The sequence below is a fragment of the Streptomyces sp. S186 genome (genome assembly GCF_051603415.1).
Lineage (GTDB): Bacteria > Actinomycetota > Actinomycetes > Streptomycetales > Streptomycetaceae > Streptomyces.
Genome location: NZ_CP193932.1, coordinates 571536 through 589455, shown reverse-complemented (window position 1 = coordinate 589455; position 17920 = coordinate 571536). Strand labels below are relative to the sequence as shown.

Sequence of the window (17920 nt, the reverse complement as noted above, 5' to 3'; positions counted from 1 at the left end):
GCTTCCGCACCGTGTTTGATCGACAGGCGGGGGAGCCCCCACCGGCCGCCGCGTCAGCTCCCCGTCAACAGCAGTACCGGAAGTGGGCCCATGAGCGCGATCAGCACCGGCCACGCCGAGCGTGCGCGGCGGCTGCGCGCCGCCGAGGACGCCGCCGAGCGGATCGGCACCACCCTGGACGCCCACACCACCTGCGCCGAACTCGCCCGCTTCGTCTGCGGTGCGCTGTGCGACGCGGCCGCGGTGGAACTGCTGCCGCACGAGGCCGTCGACGCGGCGCCGGACGAGACCGGCGCGACCCCCGACGGCCCGGAGGCGTACCCGGGCGCGCTCCGGCGGGTCGTCGCCGAGGGCCGCACCCGCCTCCTGGAACCGCGCGGCGCCACCGCCCCGGCCCCGGTGTCGATCCCACTGCTGGCGCACGGCCGGCTGCACGGCGTGCTGCGCGCCGCCCGCGCCGGCGGCGGCTTCTCCGCGCACGAGACCGCCACCCTCCACCACGCGGCGCGGCTGGCGGCCGTCCACCTCTCCCACGCCCGCCGGCACGCCGCGGCCCGGCGCACCGCCCTGGACCTCCAGCGCGCCCTCCTGACCGAGCCCGGCCGGCCGCACCCCAACCTGGAGCTCGCCACCCGCTATCTGCCGGCCGAGCGCGGTGCCCTGGTGGGCGGCGACTGGTGCGAGACGGTACGGCTGCACTTCGGGCGGACGCTGCTGGTCATGGGCGATGTGATGGGTCACGGCCTGGAGGCGGCCGTGGAGATGAACGCCTACCGCTCCGGTCTGCGCGAGGTCGCCGCCGCGGAGCTGCCGCCCCACCGGGTGCTGCGCCAGCTCGACACCGTGGTGGCCCACGACGACCGCCGCCGCCCGGCGACCTGCCTGCTGGCCCAGGTCGACCCGGCCCGCGGGATCGCCTCGTTCGCCAGCGCCGGCCACCTCCCGCCGGTCGTCTTCGGCGCCGACGGCACCGCCCGGCTGCTGCCGGTGACCGCCGGACCCCCGCTGGGCACCGGCGCCGGCGGCTACGAACCGGTCACCCGCACCCTCACCCCCGACGACACCCTGCTGATGTTCACCGACGGCCTGGTCGAGCGGCGCGGTGAGGACATCGACGCCTCCCTGGCCCGGCTCGCCCGGATGCGGCTGCCGGCCGGCGCCGGTGTGGCCGAGGTCCTCGACGAGGTGCTGCGGCACCTGGACGGCCGGTCCGCCGAGGACGATGTGGCGGTGCTGGCGGCGCGCATCCGCCGCCGCTGAGCCGGACAGCGCCCCCGCCACAGGGAGCGCTACGGCTCCGGGGCGTCCGGGCCGGGCTCCGGCGGCCTGGTGATCGCGACCATCGCGACGTCGTCGCTCAGGTTGCCGTCCGCGAACCGCAGCAGATCGTCGTGCAGCCGCCGGACCAGCGCGGCCGGGTCCGGCTCGTTCCAGTGCGTCAGCCGGTCGGTCAGCGGATAGAACGTCCCCGAGCGGTTCCGGGTCTCGATCACGCCGTCGGTGTAGAGCAGCAGCACCTCGCCCGGTGCGAAGGCGAAGGTCTCCGCCTTGTAGTCGCCCTCCGCCGGAGCGGTCAACCCCAGCGGCACGGCCGGCTCGGCGACCTCCAGCGACCGGACCCGTCCCGCGCGCAGCAGCAGCGGCGGCGGGTGCCCGCAGTTGACCATCTCGATGCCCGGGCCGGTGTCGTGGACGTCCATGACCAGGGCGGTGATGAAGGACTCCGGGTCCTCCTCGGGGGCGTGCGCCTGGTTCCAGTACACCGAGTTGCCCAGGTGCGCGACGGCCGCCGGCAGCGGGAGGTGCTGGTAGGCCGAGCCCCGGAACGCCCCGACCAGCGCCGCGGCCTCCCCGATCGCGGCCAGGCCCTTGCCGCGGACGTCCCCGATCACCAGCCGGGCCCCGCCGGGCAGCGGCACCGCCCCGTAGAGGTCGCCGCCGATCTCGGCCTCCGCCTCCGCCGAGATGTACGCCGACTCGATCCGCAGCCGCCCGATGCGGCGCGGCAGCGGCCGCAGCAGCACCTGCTGGGCCGCCACCGCCACCGACCGCACCTGGCTCAGCTGCCGCTGGTGTCGGTCGCGGGCGTAGCGGAAGAGCGTGACCAGGACGGAGATCACGAGGAGCGCGGCGATCTGCGCCTCGTGGTTCGCGGTCGTCAGCCCGCCGTGCAGATGGCCGATGAGGACCTGGGCGGCCACCGCCAGGGCGCCGACGGCGGCGGTGCGGCGGGCCCCGGCGAACGAGGCGGTGAGCGCCGGGGCGGCCACCAGGAACGGGCCCAGGTGGATGGTGGTGGGCGAGCTGATGTCCAGCGCGGTGATCGCAGCGATCAGCAGCAGCGGAAGGGCGATCAGCCCGTGGCTCAGCCGCCAGGGCCGGCCGCTGCGGGAGGGACCGCGCCGGACGCGCATACCTCCTCTTTACACCTGCGGCGGCCCGTGCGCCCGCAGGGCCGCCGCAGGTGCGGGATCAGAGCGTGACGGCCTTCGTCGCGTCCGCGTAGTGGGCGCCACGCGGGGTGACCACGGCCGCCTCGATCACGACGCGCTGCTTCTTGTGGAACACCGAGCCGGGCTTGGGGTGCAGGACCAGCCGCACGATGTGGTTCCGGGCGTCGCACCGCAGCTTCTTGTTCGCGAGCGTCCCGGTGGCCACGGCCCTGTGGTGGCCCTTGGCGACCAGGCTGGTGGCGGTCGCGGCCAGGTGCACGTCCGACCCCGGGTCGCAGGAGTAGGTGATCTCGGTGGTGACGACCGCGGGGTGTCCGGCGCCGAGTGCGACCTTGCCGACGGCCACCGAGTTGGCCTTGGCGAAGGCCGGGGACGCCAGGGCCCCGACGGCGCCGGTGGCGAGCAGCAGGGCCGTGGCGGCGGTGCCGGCGACCCGGCGGACGGGACGGTTGGGCTTCACTGAGGTTGTCTCCCCGTGTGTGGTGCGCGCCCGGTCGGGCGCGCGGACGGTTTGCCTGTCGTCCTCAGTGAGGGCGATTCCCGCCGTGAGGTTGCCGGTTGGGCCCGACGGGTTCCGGAGGGTGGGGTTCCGGCGGCCGGGCGGTCCCGGCGGGGCGGGGGAGCCCCACCGCGACCGCCCGGCCCGGCCGCCGGTCCGTTCAGGCGCGCGGCGGCAGATGAGCCGGCCGGCCCGATCCGCGCGTCATGCGGTAGCCGCCGATGCCCGCCAGCGCCGCCAGTACACCGCCGACCGCGGTCCACACCCAGCGGTCCGACCACCGGCCCGAGGACCAGCCGCCGTCCGGTGCGCCGTCCGCGGCCGGCTGCTCCGCCGAACTGCTCGGCCGCGGCGCGGGCGAGGCCGTACCCGCACCCGTACCGGCGCCGGCCACCAGCGGAGCCGACAGCCTGCCGTCCACCGCCCGGGCGCCGCCCGCGTCGGTCGCGGACGCCCGGACCTCCGCCGTGACCGGCTGGCCCAGGTCCTCCTGCGGCAGGTCGACGACGGTCAGCCGGACGTAGTAGTTGCCCGGCAGCGGGTCGTTCGACCACTGCTCCGCCCAGCCGCGCACGGTCCGCAGCGCACAGGACAGTTCGACCGACCCGGCGTCCCGCGCGGCCGTCTTCGTCGTCGCGCCGTAGCGGCACGCCTGCCGGCGCCGCAGCCCGTCGTAGACGTCCAGCTGCCAGGTGGCGGTGCCGTGCCGCGCGGACTGCGGCAGCGTCACCTTGGCGTTGACGGTGACCTGCTGCCCGGCGTCGGCCGGCAGCACCCAGTACAGGTAGTCGCCGGTGGAGGCGCCGGCGGTGGCCCGCTGGTCCAGGGCGATCGGGGTGGCGGTACGGAAGGACGTACCGGCCTCCGTCGGGCCCTTGGCGGCATCCCCGTCACCGGCACTGGCACTGGCGCTGGGGCTCGGGCTGTCGGCGACAGCCGCGCCGGCCCCCGCCACGCCGCCGGCGAACGCCAGGGCCGCGGCGCTCGCCAGCAGCCCCGCCGCCCGCGCCGCACGGGCCGTCATGTCGCGTACGTTCCGCATCAGTTGGTCCTCCAGACGGTGATGCGCCAACGGGAGATCCAGCCCCACACCAGGCCGCCCAGCAGGCCGGCGAGCGCCAGGGCGCCCAGCAGCCACCAGCCCCGGCCGAGGCCGAAGGAGGCCACGTCGGAGGCGTCGTGCGGCCCGTCGACGACGTCGACGGCCAGTTCCACCGGCAGGCCCGGCTCGGTCTTGACCGAGGGGGCCGCCGAGAAGGAGTTGCTGACCTGGAGGCAGACCGTCTCGGGCGTCCCGTCGGAGGAGCCGGCCCTGGCCTTGGCGTAGCGCAGCCCGGTGGAGATGACGTCGGTCCGTCCGTCACCGGCCTCCGCGCCGCGGACGATCTCCCGGCCGTGCATGGTCGAGGCCCGCAGCAGCACCCCGTAGTCGTTGTCGACCGCGCGGTCCGCGCCGACGCTCACCGCGGCGCGCAGCTCCTGGCCCGGCTTGACGTCCACCCGGTACCACCGGTGCTCGGCGAACTTCTCCCGGTCGCTGTACAGCCCGGGCTTGAGCACCGGCGCGGTGGCGCACTGCGCGGCGCCCTGCGTGGCCACCGGAGTGGCCGTCCTGCGGGCCGTACGATCCACCAACTGGTGTACCCGGTCCCGGAGTTGGGTGGTGTGCTGGACCGAGGTGTACGTCCCGCCGGTGGCCTCGGCGATGCAGCTGAGCTGGCGGCGGGTCTTGGCGTCCGGCAGCAGGCCGAGGGTGTCCACGGTGAGGTGGATGCCCTGGGCGGCGATGTCCCGGGCCACCTGGCAGGGGTCCAGCGGCTGGCAGGTGTCCTCGCCGTCGGTGATCAGGACGATCCGGCGCTGTCCGTCGCCGCCCTTGAGGTCCTGGGCGGCGGCCTGCAGTGCCGGGCCGATCGGCGTCCAGCCGGTGGGCACGAGCGTGGCCACCGCGGTCTTGGCCTCGGTCCGGTCGAGCGGCCCGACCGGGTAGAGCAGCTTGGTGTCCGTGCAGCCCACCTTGCGGTCGTCGCCGGGGTAGGTGGCGCCGAGCGTCCGTATGCCGAGCTGGACGTCCTTCGGCACGGCGTCCAGCACCTCGTTGAACGCCTGCTTCGCCGCGGCCATCCGGCTCTGCCCGTCGATGTCCCGGGCCCGCATCGAACCGCTGACGTCGAGGGTCAGCTCCACTTTGGGGGCGGCCGGTGCGGTGGGTTCGCCGGCCGACGCCGGCGTGGGTGACAGCGCCATCGCCATCGCGGCGAGCAGCCCGCACACCCCGGCCGCCAGCCTTCTTCTGGTGATCCGTCTGGTGATCGTCGTGGTGATCATCGCCGGATCGTATGGAGTAAATCGTCCCGACTCCAAAACGACCCTGACGGACGGTCGCAGACACCGCGTAGCGGGAGCGGCCGGGCCCGGAACCCCCGCCTCCGGGCCCGGCTGCCCCGGACGGCCGCAGCTTGGCGCGTCCACCCATGTCGCCCGGCGCCGGAACGCGATAGGAATCGTCGGGAAACCCGTGGGTAACTCCGCGGGCCCGAGGAGCCGAACCGTGCGCACTCGCGGTACCAGCGACAGAACGGAGACACAGCCGATGCCGTCCACGCCCCAGCACTTCGGCGACTTCCAGCAACAGATCTACGCCGACGGCCTGCGCGGTGAACTGCCCGAGCTGCCGGTGACCTTCGCCGACCTGGAGGCCCGGGCCGAGGCGGTCCTCCCGGCGTCGGTCTGGTCGTACGTGGCCGGCGGCGCGGGGGACGAGCACACCCAGCGGGCCAACGCCGCCGCCTTCACGCGCTGGGGGCTGATGCCGCGGATGATGGTCGGCGCCGCCCAACGGGACCTGTCGGTCCAGCTGTTCGGCCGGACGCTGCCGTCGCCGCTGATGATGGCGCCGGTCGGGGTGCTCGGCCTGTGCACCCGGGACGGGCACGGCGATCTGGCCGCCGCGCGGGCCGCGGCCCGTACCGGCGTCCCGATGATCGCCTCGACCTTCTCCGCCGACCCGATGGAGGCCGTCGCCGCCGAATTGGGCGATACTCCCGGCTTCTTCCAGCTCTACACCCCGACCGACCGGGAACTCGCCGAGAGCCTGGTCCGCCGCGCCGAGGCGGCCGGCTTCCAGGGCATCGTCGTCACCCTGGACACCTGGACCCTCGGCTGGCGCCCCCGCGACCTCGCCCTGGCCAACTCCCCCCAGCTGCACGGCCACTGCCTGGCCAACTACACCTCCGACCCGGTCTTCCGCTCCCGGCTCCGCAAGCCGCCTGAGGAGGACCCGGACGCCGCCGTCGCCCTCTACGCCGACGTCTTCGGCAACCCGCTGACCTGGGACGACCTGCCCTGGCTGCGGTCGCTGACCGAGCTGCCGCTGCTCCTCAAGGGCCTTGGTCACCCCGAGGACGTCCGCCGGGCCCGGGACGGCGGCGTGGACGGCGTCTACTGCTCCAACCACGGCGGCCGGCAGGCCAACGGCGGCCTGCCCGCGCTCGACATGCTGCCCGGCGTGGTGTCCGCCGCCGACGGCCTGCCGGTGCTCTTCGACTCCGGGGTGCGCACCGGCACCGACGTGGTCAAGGCGCTCGCCCTCGGCGCCACCGCGGTCGGCGTCGGCCGCCCCTACGCCTACGGGCTGGCGCTCGGCGGCACCGACGGCGTGGCGCACGTACTGCGCTCGCTGCTCGCCGAGGCCGACCTGCTGATGGCCGTCGACGGCTACCCGACCCTGGACTCCCTCGTCCCGGACGCCCTGGTGCGCCTCTGACGGACCGTCGGCGCGTAAAGGGCGCCGGGAGCGGGAAGTGGTTAACGGCGAACCGTGCGGGGCGCGTTCGCACACACGTCGGAGGGGGTCTTCTTGGCGGCCGCTGTGCCATCGTCTCCGGAGCCGCTGTCTCAGACAGCGCTGTTTCTGGAAGCGCGCCTGGACGTGCGGCTGGCGTCGCTGCTGGGCGCGGGGGGCCTCCTCCCCTCGCTCGTCGACGCCCTGGGCTCGCCGCTGAACGTCCTGCTGCCCGACCAGATCGCCGAGAACGCCGCGCGGTTCCGCGCCGCGTACGGCACCCACCGGCTCGGCGGCCGGGTCTTCTTCGCCCACAAGGCGAACCGCTCCAGCGCCCTGCTGCGACGGCTCGCGGCGACGGAGACGGCCGTCGACGTCGCCTCCCTGGGCGAACTGCAACACGCCCTCGGCGCCGGCTTCACGCCGGACCGGATCATGGCGACCGGGCCGAAGAACCGCGAGTTCCTGTGGCTCGCCGCCCGGGTCGGGGCCACCGTCAACGCCGACTCCGCCGCCGAACTCGACGAACTGGCGGACCTGATCCGCACCCACGAACTCGCCCGCGTACGCGTGCTGTTGCGGCTGTCCGCCTTCGACGGGCCGGGGGTCCGGGTGCTGACCCGGCCCAGCCGCTTCGGCACCCCGGCGGGGGAGCTGGACGCCCTGCTGAAGACCGTCGAGCGGCACGCCGACGTCCTGGAGCTGACCGGCGTCGGCTACCACCTCGACACCACCAGCCCCGAGGAGAAGGCCCGCGCCCTGGAGGGCTGCGTCCGGGCCATGGACGCGTGCCGGAGCCGGGGCCTGCGGCCGCGGGCGGTGGACATCGGCGGCGGCTTCGGCGTCAACTACCTCGCGCGCGCGGAGGAATGGGAGCACTACACCTCCGAACTCGCCGCCGCCGTGCTCGGCCGCCGCCCCCCGCTCACCTGGCGCGGCCACGGCTACGGGCTCCGCAACGACGCCGGCACCCTGCGCGGCGCGCTCGGCCTCTACCCCGCCCACCGCCCGGTCGCCGGCGCCCGCTACCTCGACGAACTCCTGGCGCTGCCCGCCCCCTCGTTCGGCGGCCGCACCCTGGCCACCCTCCTGCTGGAGAACCTCTACGACCTGTACACCGAGCCGGGCCGGGCGCTGGTCGACCAGTGCGGCCTGGTGCTCGCCCGGGTGCTGGAGGTGCGCCGCACGGACAGCGGGGAGCCGCTGGTGCGGCTGGCGATGAAGGCCGACGACGCGGGGCTGGAGGAGCACGGGGTGCTGATGGACCCGGTCCTGCTCGGGCGGGACGGCACCCGCGCGGTCCCCGGCGACGGCCCGGCGGCGGGCGTCTATCTCGCGGGCAGCCTCTGTCTGGAGGCGGACCTGATCACCCGCCGGATGGTCTTCCTGCCCCGGCTGCCCCGCCCCGGCGAGCTGCTGGCGTTCGTCAACACCGCCGGCTACTGCATGGACTTCCAGACCAGCCGCGCGCAGCACCAGCCCGTCGCGCGCAAGGTCGCCGCCTGGCAGGAGGACGGTTCCTGGCGCTGGTGCCTCGACGAGCAGTACTGGCCGATCACACGCCCAGGGGGAGAGCCATGAGGTACGAGAGCATCACCGAGGCCATCGGGAACACCCCGCTGGTACGGATCGATCCGGCGGTACACGGTCTGCGCCACATCGACCTGTACGCCAAGCTGGAACTGCTCAACCCCTTCGGGTCGGTGAAGGACCGGGCCGCCTGGAACATGGCCCGGCCGGGCCTGGCGGCCGCCGCGGAGCACGGCAGCCAGGTCGTGGAACTCTCCAGCGGCAACACCGCCAAGGCACTGGCGGTCATCGCGGGCATGCACGAGCTCCCGTTCAAGAGCGTGACGAACCGCATGCGCATCCCCGAGATCAAGGACCTGCTCCTGCTGCTGGGCGCCGACATCGAGGAACTCCCCGGCCAGAGCGAGTGCCTGGACCCGACCAACACCGAGGACCCGCTCACCCTCTTCCACCGTGAGCTGTCCGAACCGGGCAGCAGCTACCTCCACACCGACCAGTACTTCAACCCCCGCAACGTCGAGGCACACGCCACCGGCACCGGCCCGGAGATCGTCAAGGACCTGGACGGGCGGGCCCCCGACTGGTTCGTCGCCTGCGTCGGCACCGCCGGCTCGTCCACCGGCGTGGCCCGGGTGCTGCGCGAGCACGACCCCGGGGTGCGGGTGGTCGGACTGGTCGCCGCCAAGTCCGACTTCATCCCCGGCATCCGCACCCTGGACGAGGTCCACGAGGTCGGCCTCTTCGACCCGGCGACCTACGACACGGTGGAGCCGGTCGGCTCCGACGAGGCCATCGAGGGCATGCTGACCCTGGCCCGGCGCTGCGGCATCCTGGCCGGCCCGACCGGAGGCGCCGCGTACTACGGCGCGGTGCGCCATCTCCGTTCGGTGGACGAGCAGTTGACGGTAGGTCAGACCGAGGGAGGTGACGGGGAGGCCGGTGACGCCGGGCCCCGCAGGTCGGCGGTGTTCATCGTCTGCGACCGGATCGAGAGCTATCTCAGCTACACCAAGCGCCGCCGCCCCGACCTGTTCCGCCTGCCGCCCCGCCGGAACGACCCCGCCGACCTGACGGACGCCGAAGTTGCCGCCGCTCCCGCCATCGACGTCCCGGACGCCCGGAAGTGGATCGAGCGGGACCGGCCGCTCGTGGTCGACCTGCGCAGCCCGTTCGCGTACGCCGCGCTGCACATCGAGGGGGCCATCAACGTCGTGGACGAGCTCTTCGACGAACTGGTCCGGGGCGGGCTGCCGTTCAGCACCCGGCAGCCGGTGCTGCTGGTCTGTCCCGTCGGCGAGCAGTCCGCCCGCTACGCCGCGCTGCTGACCCGGATGGGCCATCCCGACGTCCGCAGCCTCAGCGGGGGCGTCATCGCCTGGCGGGACGCCGGCGCGCCGCTGGTCCGGGACTGACCGCGATGGCCGCGATCACCGCGCCCGGGCAGGACGCCGCGCTCTTCGCGGAGCTGGGGCCGTGGCAGCGCGCGCTGCGCGCCCAGTTCCCGATCGTCACCGCCAACCCGGAGCTGGCGTACCTGGACAGCGCCGCCACCGGGCAGAAGCCGCAGGCCGTACTGGACGCCGTCCAGGACCAGTTGACCACCGCGCACGCCAACGCCGGCCGCGGCTCCTACCCCTGGGCCAACGCCTCCACCGCCCTGGTCGCCGGCGTCCGCGACCGGATCAGGACCTTCCTCGACGACCCGGAACCGGAGCGCTCGGCGGTCCACTTCACCAGCGGGACGACGGAGGGCCTGCGGCTGGTCGCCCGGGACTGGCTGCCGGAACTCCTCGCCGACGGGGACGAGATCGTCGTCCCGTTCGCCGACCACGAGGCCAATCTGGCCCCGTGGCTGGAGGCGCAGCGGCTGCTGGAACGGCAGGGCGTGCGGATCCGGGTGCGCGAGATGCCGTACCAGGAATCGTCGGGGGACTACGACACCGCGGCACTGGCCCGGCTCGTCGGCCCCCGCACCCGGTTCGTGGCGGCCACCCACGTCCACCACGTCTACGGCGGCAACATGAACGTCCACCTCGTCCGGCAGGCGGTGGGGCCGGACGTGCCGATCTGCCTGGACGCCGCGCAGAGCGTGGGCCATCTGCCGGTCTCGGTCGCCGAACTCGACGTGGACTTCGTGGCGTTCTCCGGCCACAAGGCGCTGGCGCTGCCCGGCTCCGGTGCGGTCTGGGCCCGCCAGGCGCGCGGCCCGGAGCTGCGGCCCGGCGGCTGGCAGGGCAGCCCCAACACCACCGGGATCGCCGGCCTTTCGGCCGCGCTGGACTGGCTGGCGGCCGCCGGCACCGAGCGGATCGCCCGCTGGACGGTCGCGCTGGCCGCCCGCCTGTCCGACGGGCTGCGCCGGCTCGACGCCTACGAGATCCTGGGCTGCCAGCGCAGCCTGGCCCTCGACGCGCCGGTCCAGCAGCGCTGCGGGATCGTCACCTTCCGCCACCGCGGCATCGGCGCGAGCGACCTCGGCTTCATCCTGTTCAGCCACGGCTTCATGGTGCGCACGGACGGGCACTGCCAGGCGGGCGCGGGGAAGCGGAGCAGTTCGGTGCGGGTCAGTCTGCACGTCTACAACACCCCTGAGGAGATCGACCGGTTGCTCGCCGTGCTCGCTTCCCTGACATGAGTGCCGTTCCGCGTCCGTTCCGTGCCGGGGTGTGCGCGTTCCCTGCCGGGCGGTGCCCCTCCGGAGTGAAAGGAGGGCTCTATGGCTAATGGAAACCGTTTCCACCTGTAGCCTCGTGGGTGACGTGCGGCGCGGACGGAAACGGCAGGGGTGGTGCGACCAGATGGGGCTGAGCATGGCCGTCGCGGAGTGGTGGGTGGAGCGCTGGGAGCGGCAGCAGCGGCGCTATGCCGTCGACCGCGAGGAGCGGTTCACGGTGATCGCCGATGTCGTCGAGTATGTGACGGCCGGTCAGCGGCGGCCGCTGGTGGTCGATCTCGGCTGCGGGCCGGGCTCGCTCGCCGCCCGGCTCGCGGACCGGCTGCCGCGCGCCGAGGTCATCGGGGTGGACATGGACCCGCTGCTGCTCGAACTGGCCCGCACCCACCACTTTTCGGCCGCCCGCTATGTGGACGCGACGATCGGCGCGGACGGCTGGACCGAGGCGCTGGCGCTGGGTCGCCCGCTCGATGCCGCGGTCTCCACCACCGCGCTGCACTGCCTCCCCGAGCCGGTGCTGCGCCGGACCTACGCCCAGCTCGCCGCCCTGCTGCGGCCCGGTGGCGTCCTCGTCAACGGCGACCACCTCCCGCAGCCCGGGGCCTTCCCCGGCGCGCTCGCCGCCCATGTCGGGCGCCGGCGCGCGGAGCGGCAGCGGGACGGCGACCACGAGGACTGGGAGACCTGGTGGGCGGCGGTGGCGGCGGAGCCGGAGCTGGCCGAGCCGCTCGCCGAGCGCGGCCGCCGGCTCGGCGGCCCCGCCGTCTGCGCGGACAACGGCCTGTCCGTCGCCGACCACACCGCTCTGCTGCACACCGCCGGCTTCGCGCAGGTCGTCCCGGTGTGGCAGTTCGGCGACAGCTGCGTACTGGTCGCGATCCGTTAGCTGCCGCTCGCCGGGCGGTTCCTCGTGGACGACGTCGGCGGCCCTCGTCCCGAAGACGCTCACCATGACGATCGCCGGCGGCCGGGCCGGCTGTGGCCGCCGCCCGACGGGATGGTGAAGGCACGGGAAACTCTTGGTTGCCAGACCGTCGGAAGGATGTTCGGGGGCGCGGGGTCTGCCTAGCATGTGCGGCGGGAGGGGTCGCGAGTCCTTCCCGCCTGCCACCACCGTTCCCCACGCCCCAGGAGGACCCTCGTGCCACGAGCCGGCCTGCACAGGCTGCGGTCGCCGCGCGTCTGGGGCCCCGGCGGCGCCGTGGCCGTGGCCGGCGCGGTCGCCGCGGTCGCGCTGACCGCCGGCGCCGGACCGGATTCCGACGCCACCGCGGACGGCCTGCCGCACACCACCGTCGAGATCTCCCCGGGCGAGTGCGGCCGCGGCTGGCAGCACCCCCACCCCGGCGTCCAGGTCTTCGACCTCCGCAACAGCTCCAGCCGCCCCGCCGAGGTCTATCTGCGCGGCGCCGGCGGCGGACCCGTCCACGGCGAGGTGGAGGGCATCGGCCCCGGCACCACCCGCCGGCTGCGGGTCCGCCTCGGCCCCGGCGCGTACGCCTTCACCTGCCTGCCCGACGACGCCGACGCGACCACCGGGCCCACCGTCCGCATCGCCGGCGGCGGCCGCGGCGGACCGGCCGCCGCGCCGGTCACCCAGCACGACCTGATCGACCCGGCGATCGACTACCAGAAGTGGGTGGCCGGCGGCCTGGACGACCTCGTCCACCGGACCGACGCCCTCCGTGCGGACATCGCCGACGGCGACCTCGCCGCCGCCCGTGACGCCTGGCTCCCCGCCCATCTGACCTACGAGCGACTGGGCGCCGCCTACGGCGAGTTCGGCGACGCGGACCAGAAGATCAACGGGACCACGGCCGGGCTCGCGGGCGGCGTCCACGACCCCGGATTCACCGGCTTCCACCGCGTCGAGTACGGCCTGTGGCACGACGAGTCCGCGGCCGCGCTGCGCGCCCCGGCCGGCGCGCTCGCCGCGGCGGTGCACGCCCTGCGCGACGAGTGGGCCCAGGCCCGGATGGACCCGGCGGCGCTCGGCCTGCGGGCACACGAGATCCTGGAGAACACCGCGCAGTTCGAGCTGACCGGCCGCACCGACTACGGCAGTGGCAGCAACCTCGCCACCGCCCGCGCCAACCTCGACGGCACCCGCGCGGTGCTCGCCCGCCTGCGCCCCCTGCTCACCACCCGATACCCCGAACTCCCGCGGCTCGACGGTGTGTTGGACCGCACCGGGAAGCTCCTCGACGGCTTCCGGCGGAACGGCCGCTGGACCCCGCTCGACGCCCTGAGCCGCACCGAACGGGAGCGGACCAACGCGGCGGTGGGCGACCTGGTGGAGCGGCTGGCCTCGGTGGCCACCCTGTGCGATCCGCGGAGGACGGTGTGAACGACGCCATGCACGGCGGCAGTGACAGGGACAGCAGTGGCGAGGGCGCCGAGCGCGCCCGGCGGCGCGGCGTCGCCCGGCGCGGGTTCCTGCGCGGCGCGGCACTGGCCGGCGCCGGAGGACTCGTGGCCGGCGGAGCCGCACCCGTCCGGACCCCGTACGCCGACGGCGCCGGCCGGCAGCTCCCGGCGCCCGGCACCGGCCTGCTCAACGCCCCCGTGCCCGCGGTGCCCTTCCACGGCCCGCACCAGGCCGCCGTCCTCACCGCGCCCCGCCGGGTCACCGCGTTCGTCGCGCTCGACGTCACCGCCGAGAACCGCCAGGACCTCGCCGACCTGCTGCGCACCCTCACCGAACGGGCCCGCTTCCTCACCGGCGGCGGCGTCCCGGACCCGCTCGGCATCACCGGCCCGCCCGCCGACTCCGGCATCCTCGGCCCCCAACTCCCGCCCGGTGCCCTGGCGGTCACCGTCGGCGTGGGCGCGGCGCTCTTCGACGACCGGTTCGGGCTGCGCGCCCGCGCGCCCCGCCGCCTGACCACCATGCCCGCCTTCCCCGACGACGACCTCCAGGCGGACTGGTGCCATGGCGACCTGAGTCTCCAACTCTGCGCCGACGACACCGACACCGTGCTGCACGCGCTGCGTGACCTCACCCGCCACACCCGCGGCGCCCTGCAGGTCCGCTGGCGGCTGGACGGCTTCGCCAGCCCGCCCCGCCCCACCGGCACCCCCCGCAACCTCTTCGGTTTCAAGGACGGCACCGCCAACCCCGACCCCGGCTCGGCCCGCGAGATGCGGGACCTGGTCTGGGTCGGCAAGGGCGCGGGCGAACCGGACTGGGCGGTCGGCGGCAGCTACCAGGTCGTCCGGCTGATCCGGATGCTGGTGGAGTTCTGGGACCGGGTCTCGCTGACCGAGCAGGAGCGGATGTTCGGCCGCGCCCGGGAGACCGGCGCCCCGCTCGACGGCAACGACGAACACGACACCCCCGGCTACCCCGACGACCCCAAGGGCGATGTCATCCCCCTGGACAGCCACATCCGCAAGGCCAATCCGCGCACCGCGGACACCGCCGACCAGCGCCTGCTGCGCCGCGCCTACAACTACGACCGCGGCATGGACACCAACGGCAACCTCGACATGGGCCTGCTCTTCTGCTGCTACCAGCAGGACCTGGCCCGGCAGTTCGAGACCGTCCAGCGCCGGCTGGCGGGCGAGCCGCTGACCGACTACGTCAAACCCTTCGGCGGCGGCTACTTCTTCGCGCTGCCGGGCGTACGGGACGGCTCCGACTGGTACGGCCGGGCCCTCCTGGAGCGTTAGTCCGGCCCCGCCGCCGGACAGGCCGCCCGCCGCTCGCGTACAACGGACGGAGACCAGGCCCCCGTCGGCCCCAAGAGTCAACAGACGGTCAAGCTTTGCCCTGGGATACCTGACCCGGTGTTCACCTACGCGCCATCATGGCTCTGCCCCGACGCCGTCCGCCCGGCAGAGCATCCGGCCGTACGGAGCAACCGCGACCGCCCGGAGGATGAGAACGAGATGGCCATCAGGGGAAAGACCCACGTGATACGGACTTTGGGGGCCGTCACCGGAGCCGTTGCGCTCGCCGCACTGGGCGGCGGCGCACCCGCCCTGGCCGCCGGCGGCCCCGGCCACCCGGGCACGGCCACCCCGATCAAGCACGTGGTCGTCATCTTCGACGAGAACATCTCGTTCGACCACTACTTCGCCACCTACCCCAAGGCCGCGAACACCGACGGGACGAAGTTCACCCCGTCCCCGAAGACCCCCCGCGACATCGACAACCTGCGCACCGCCGGGCTGCTCAAGCACAACCCGAACCAGTACCTCCCCAAGCGGCTCACCCCGCAGCAGGCCATGACCTGCGACCAGAACCACGACTACGGCCCCGAGCAGTACGCCTACAACGCCGGCAAGGCCGACAAGTTCGTCCAGAACACCGACTCCGGCAAGTGCTCCGGCGGCCTCTTCGGCGAGCCCGGCCTGGTGATGGACTACTACGACGGCAACACCGTCACCGGCCTGTGGAACTACGCCCAGCACTACGCCCTCAACGACCGCTCCTTCAGCTCGGTCTACGGCCCCTCCAGCCCGGGCGCGATCAACCTCGTCTCCGGCCAGACCCACGGCGTGATCTCCACCGACCCCGCCTCCGGCACCGAGAACCCCAAGCAGACCGACAAGCCGGACACCTCCGTCGTCCAGTCACCTGACGCCAAGGGCGTCGGCACGATGATCGACGACCCGGACCCGGCGTACGACGACTGCGCCAACAAGGACCACAGCGGCAAGAGCGCGCTCGCCGCGATGCAGGGCCGCAACATCGGCGACCTGCTCAACACCCGCAACGTCAGCTGGGGCTGGTTCCAGGGCGGCTTCCGGCCGAGCACCGCGTGGGACGGGCAGCAGGGCCACTACGCCAAGTGCCGCGGCACCACGCACGCCAACGTCGGCGGCGCGTCCGTCGTCGACTACAACCCGCACCACGCCCCGTTCCAGTACTACAGGTCCACGGCCAACCCGCATCACCTCCCGCCCAAGAGCGTCGACGAGATCGGCCACGCCGGCCAGGCCAACCACAACTACGACCTGACCGACTTCGACGCCGCACTGCGCGCCGGCAAGCTACCCGCCGTCAGCTTCCTGAAGGCCCCCGCCTACCAGGACGGCCACGCCGGCAACTCCGACCCGATCGACGAACAGCACTTCCTCGTCGACCAGATCAACCGCATCCAGCAGGCGCCCCAGTGGAAGGACACCGCCGTCGTCGTCGCCTACGACGACTCCGACGGCTGGTACGACCACGCCTTCGCCAAGCCGCGCAACGGCTCCAAGGACACCGCCGTGGGCTCCGACGGCAAGTCCACCGACGGCCCCGCCTGCCAGTCCGGCCCCGCGGCCGCCGGCGGCTACCAGGACCGCTGCGGCCCGGGCACCCGTCAGCCGCTGCTGGTCATCTCCCCGTACAGCAGGACCAACCACATCGACCACACCGCCACCGAACAGACCTCGATCATCAAGTTCGTCGAGGACAACTGGCACCTCGGCCGGATCGGTGACGCCTCCTTCGACGCCCGGGCCGGCTCGCTGAGCGGGATGTTCGACTTCCGGCACCCCAACGGCAAGCAGGTGCTGCTGAACGCCGACGGCTCGGTCAAGTCCGTCGGCCCGATCCGTCCGGTCGCGCCGGTCCGGACCAGCATCACCCCGGGCCCCGCGATGCAGAACACCGCCGCCGTCGACGACCGCTCGGGCTTCCCCGTCCTGCCCGTCGGCATCGCGGCGGCCGCCCTCGCGGCCGGCGCCACCGGCACCTTCTTCGCCCTCCGGCGCCGCAGGGAGCAGGGCACGGCCTGAACCGCCCGAAACCCGGGCCCGCGCCCACCGCGCCCGGCCGGACCACCGCACACCACGGCGGCCCGGCCGGGCGCGCGCGAGGGAACGCACCGAGACCGGCCCGGATCTTCGTCCTCGCGGCCAGGTCCGCCCGCTCACCACTCCTGCGCGGGCCAGTCCAGCAGCCGGGCGCCGATCACGGCGGTGTGCAGCGTGTAACGGTGCACCGGGTCGGCCGGATCGGCGCCGGTGAGCTGGTGCACCCGCGCCAGCCGGTAGGTCAGCGCCCGGACGCTCAGCGACAACCGCCGGGCCGCCTCCGCCGCCACACAGCCCGCGTCGAAGTACACCGCCAGCGTCTCCAGCAGCGGCCCCGCCCCGCCCCGGGCCTCCCGCAGCGGCCCCAGCGTGCTGCGCACCAGATCGGCCATCGCCTGCCGGTCCCGGGTCAGCACGGGATAGACGAGCAGGTCGGCGGCGTGCAGCACGGGCCCTTCCAGCCCCATCCGCTCGGCCAGCTCCAACGCGTTCAGCGCCTCCTCGTAGGACTGGACGATGCCCCCGGCCCCGCCGTGTGCCCGGCCCACCGCCACCCGGCCGCCGCCGGTCGCGGCGTGCGCCTCCCGCGCGAAGTGCGCCAGCACCTCCGCCGGATCGCCCGGGGCGATGCAGATGAGCCTGCCCTCCTTCGTGGTCAGCAGCATCTGCCGGTCCCCGAACCGCCCCACCAGCGCCTGCTGCACCCGCCGGGCCACCGGATCGGCCTCCGCGTACGCCACCGAACCCTCGGCCACCGCGACCGCGTACGCATGGGACAGCCGCAGCCCGAAACGTTCCGCCCGCTCCGCCAGCCGGCCCAGGTCACTGCCCCCGTACAGCAGGTCGTCGATGAACTCCCGGCGCGCGGCCTCCTCCTGCCGCACCGCGAGGTGCTGGGCCCGTTCGTAGCCGCCGGCCAGCGCGTCGACCGCCTGGGACAGCGCCGCCAGCACGCTGTCGGCCGGCGCCGAGGCGGACCGCGGCCAGGACTCCCGGGTGACCGCGAGATGGGCATTGACCAGGGCCCGCAGACTGTGCCCCGCCTCGGCGGCCCGTTCCCCCGCGGTGCGCCGGGCCCGGAGCTCCGCGCGATTGAGCCGCCGCCCGGTGTGCGCGACATCCGCGAGAACCCCCGCATACCCGGCCACGAATTCCTCGGGCAGCTCCCGCCCCGTCACGCGTCCCCACCCCTCGGTGCGTCCCTCTTGACTTTCTCTTGACGCTTTCTTAAC

At 74.2% G+C, this 17920-nt stretch carries 14 protein-coding genes; 9 read left to right on the top strand and 5 right to left on the bottom strand.

Annotated elements, in window-relative coordinates; translation table 11 throughout:
• The first annotated feature begins 90 nt into the window (after positions 1–90).
• Entirely contained in the window at positions 91–1260 is a 1170-nt protein-coding gene (locus ACRAS8_RS02595) for a PP2C family protein-serine/threonine phosphatase (protein WP_438484102.1), read from the top strand.
• Positions 1261–1289: 29 nt separating this feature from the next.
• Here ACRAS8_RS02595 and ACRAS8_RS02590 read toward each other — a convergent pair whose 3' ends face one another.
• From ACRAS8_RS02590 to ACRAS8_RS02575, 4 genes are all read right to left on the bottom strand, one after another.
• Positions 1290–2414, bottom strand: a complete 1125-nt coding sequence (locus tag ACRAS8_RS02590; protein ID WP_438484101.1) for a PP2C family protein-serine/threonine phosphatase — start codon at positions 2412–2414, stop codon at positions 1290–1292.
• A 58-nt stretch (positions 2415–2472) separates the two neighbouring features.
• Positions 2473–2913: a hypothetical protein gene (locus tag ACRAS8_RS02585; RefSeq protein WP_438484100.1), complete on the bottom strand. Its 441-nt coding sequence runs from the start codon at positions 2911–2913 to the stop codon at positions 2473–2475.
• Positions 2914–3112: 199 nt separating this feature from the next.
• Positions 3113–3994, bottom strand: a complete 882-nt coding sequence (locus tag ACRAS8_RS02580; RefSeq protein WP_438484099.1) for a hypothetical protein — start codon at positions 3992–3994, stop codon at positions 3113–3115.
• Positions 3994–5280 (bottom strand): VWA domain-containing protein, encoded by a 1287-nt coding sequence (locus tag ACRAS8_RS02575; RefSeq protein ID WP_438484098.1) that lies wholly within the window; start codon positions 5278–5280, stop codon positions 3994–3996. Before ACRAS8_RS02575 ends, ACRAS8_RS02580 begins: the two co-directional genes overlap by 1 nt.
• Positions 5281–5545: 265 nt before the next feature.
• Here ACRAS8_RS02575 and ACRAS8_RS02570 point away from each other — a divergent pair, with 265 nt between their 5' ends.
• The 8 genes from ACRAS8_RS02570 to ACRAS8_RS02535 all read left to right on the top strand — a co-directional run bounded on the left by ACRAS8_RS02570 (position 5546) and on the right by ACRAS8_RS02535 (position 16670).
• Positions 5546–6718, top strand: coding sequence for an alpha-hydroxy-acid oxidizing protein (locus ACRAS8_RS02570; protein ID WP_438484097.1), 1173 nt, complete (start codon positions 5546–5548; stop codon positions 6716–6718).
• 105 nt (positions 6719–6823) lie between these two features.
• On the top strand, positions 6824–8317 hold the full coding sequence (locus ACRAS8_RS02565) for a Y4yA family PLP-dependent enzyme (protein ID WP_438484096.1): 1494 nt from the start codon (positions 6824–6826) through the stop codon (positions 8315–8317).
• The gene (locus ACRAS8_RS02560) at positions 8314–9678 is read left to right on the top strand and encodes a pyridoxal-phosphate dependent enzyme (RefSeq protein WP_438484095.1); all 1365 of its coding nucleotides are present in this window, start codon (positions 8314–8316) and stop codon (positions 9676–9678) included. Before ACRAS8_RS02565 ends, ACRAS8_RS02560 begins: the two co-directional genes overlap by 4 nt.
• 5 nt (positions 9679–9683) lie before the next feature.
• The gene (locus ACRAS8_RS02555; RefSeq protein WP_438484094.1) at positions 9684–10901 is read left to right on the top strand and encodes an aminotransferase class V-fold PLP-dependent enzyme; all 1218 of its coding nucleotides are present in this window, start codon (positions 9684–9686) and stop codon (positions 10899–10901) included.
• Between the two features lie 163 nt (positions 10902–11064).
• Complete coding sequence (locus tag ACRAS8_RS02550; RefSeq protein WP_438484093.1) at positions 11065–11826, top strand: class I SAM-dependent methyltransferase; 762 nt, start codon at positions 11065–11067, stop codon at positions 11824–11826.
• 255 nt (positions 11827–12081) lie between these two features.
• Entirely contained in the window at positions 12082–13287 is a 1206-nt protein-coding gene (locus ACRAS8_RS02545; RefSeq protein WP_438484092.1) for an EfeM/EfeO family lipoprotein, read from the top strand.
• A complete protein-coding gene (gene efeB / locus ACRAS8_RS02540; RefSeq protein ID WP_438484091.1) occupies positions 13284–14612 on the top strand; it encodes an iron uptake transporter deferrochelatase/peroxidase subunit in 1329 nt (442 codons plus the stop codon). The genes ACRAS8_RS02545 and efeB overlap by 4 nt, the downstream gene beginning before the upstream one ends.
• A 219-nt stretch (positions 14613–14831) precedes the next feature.
• Positions 14832–16670: a phospholipase C gene (locus ACRAS8_RS02535; protein ID WP_438484090.1), complete on the top strand. Its 1839-nt coding sequence runs from the start codon at positions 14832–14834 to the stop codon at positions 16668–16670.
• A 134-nt stretch (positions 16671–16804) separates the two neighbouring features.
• Here the strand turns inward: ACRAS8_RS02535 and ACRAS8_RS02530 are convergent, their stop codons facing one another.
• Entirely contained in the window at positions 16805–17866 is a 1062-nt protein-coding gene (locus ACRAS8_RS02530) for a PucR family transcriptional regulator (protein WP_438484089.1), read from the bottom strand.
• Positions 17867–17920 lie beyond the last annotated feature (54 nt).

Coding starts and splice junctions, on each gene's coding strand:
- ACRAS8_RS02595 (WP_438484102.1), top strand. CDS start 91: ATGAGCGCGATCAGCACCGGCCACGCCGAGCGTGCGCGGCGGCTGCGC.
- ACRAS8_RS02590 (WP_438484101.1), bottom strand. CDS start 2,414: ATGCGCGTCCGGCGCGGTCCCTCCCGCAGCGGCCGGCCCTGGCGGCTG.
- ACRAS8_RS02580 (WP_438484099.1), bottom strand. CDS start 3,994: ATGCGGAACGTACGCGACATGACGGCCCGTGCGGCGCGGGCGGCGGGG.
- ACRAS8_RS02575 (WP_438484098.1), bottom strand. CDS start 5,280: ATGATCACCACGACGATCACCAGACGGATCACCAGAAGAAGGCTGGCG.
- ACRAS8_RS02570 (WP_438484097.1), top strand. CDS start 5,546: ATGCCGTCCACGCCCCAGCACTTCGGCGACTTCCAGCAACAGATCTAC.
- ACRAS8_RS02560 (WP_438484095.1), top strand. CDS start 8,314: ATGAGGTACGAGAGCATCACCGAGGCCATCGGGAACACCCCGCTGGTA.
- ACRAS8_RS02555 (WP_438484094.1), top strand. CDS start 9,684: ATGGCCGCGATCACCGCGCCCGGGCAGGACGCCGCGCTCTTCGCGGAG.
- ACRAS8_RS02550 (WP_438484093.1), top strand. CDS start 11,065: ATGGGGCTGAGCATGGCCGTCGCGGAGTGGTGGGTGGAGCGCTGGGAG.
- ACRAS8_RS02535 (WP_438484090.1), top strand. CDS start 14,832: ATGGCCATCAGGGGAAAGACCCACGTGATACGGACTTTGGGGGCCGTC.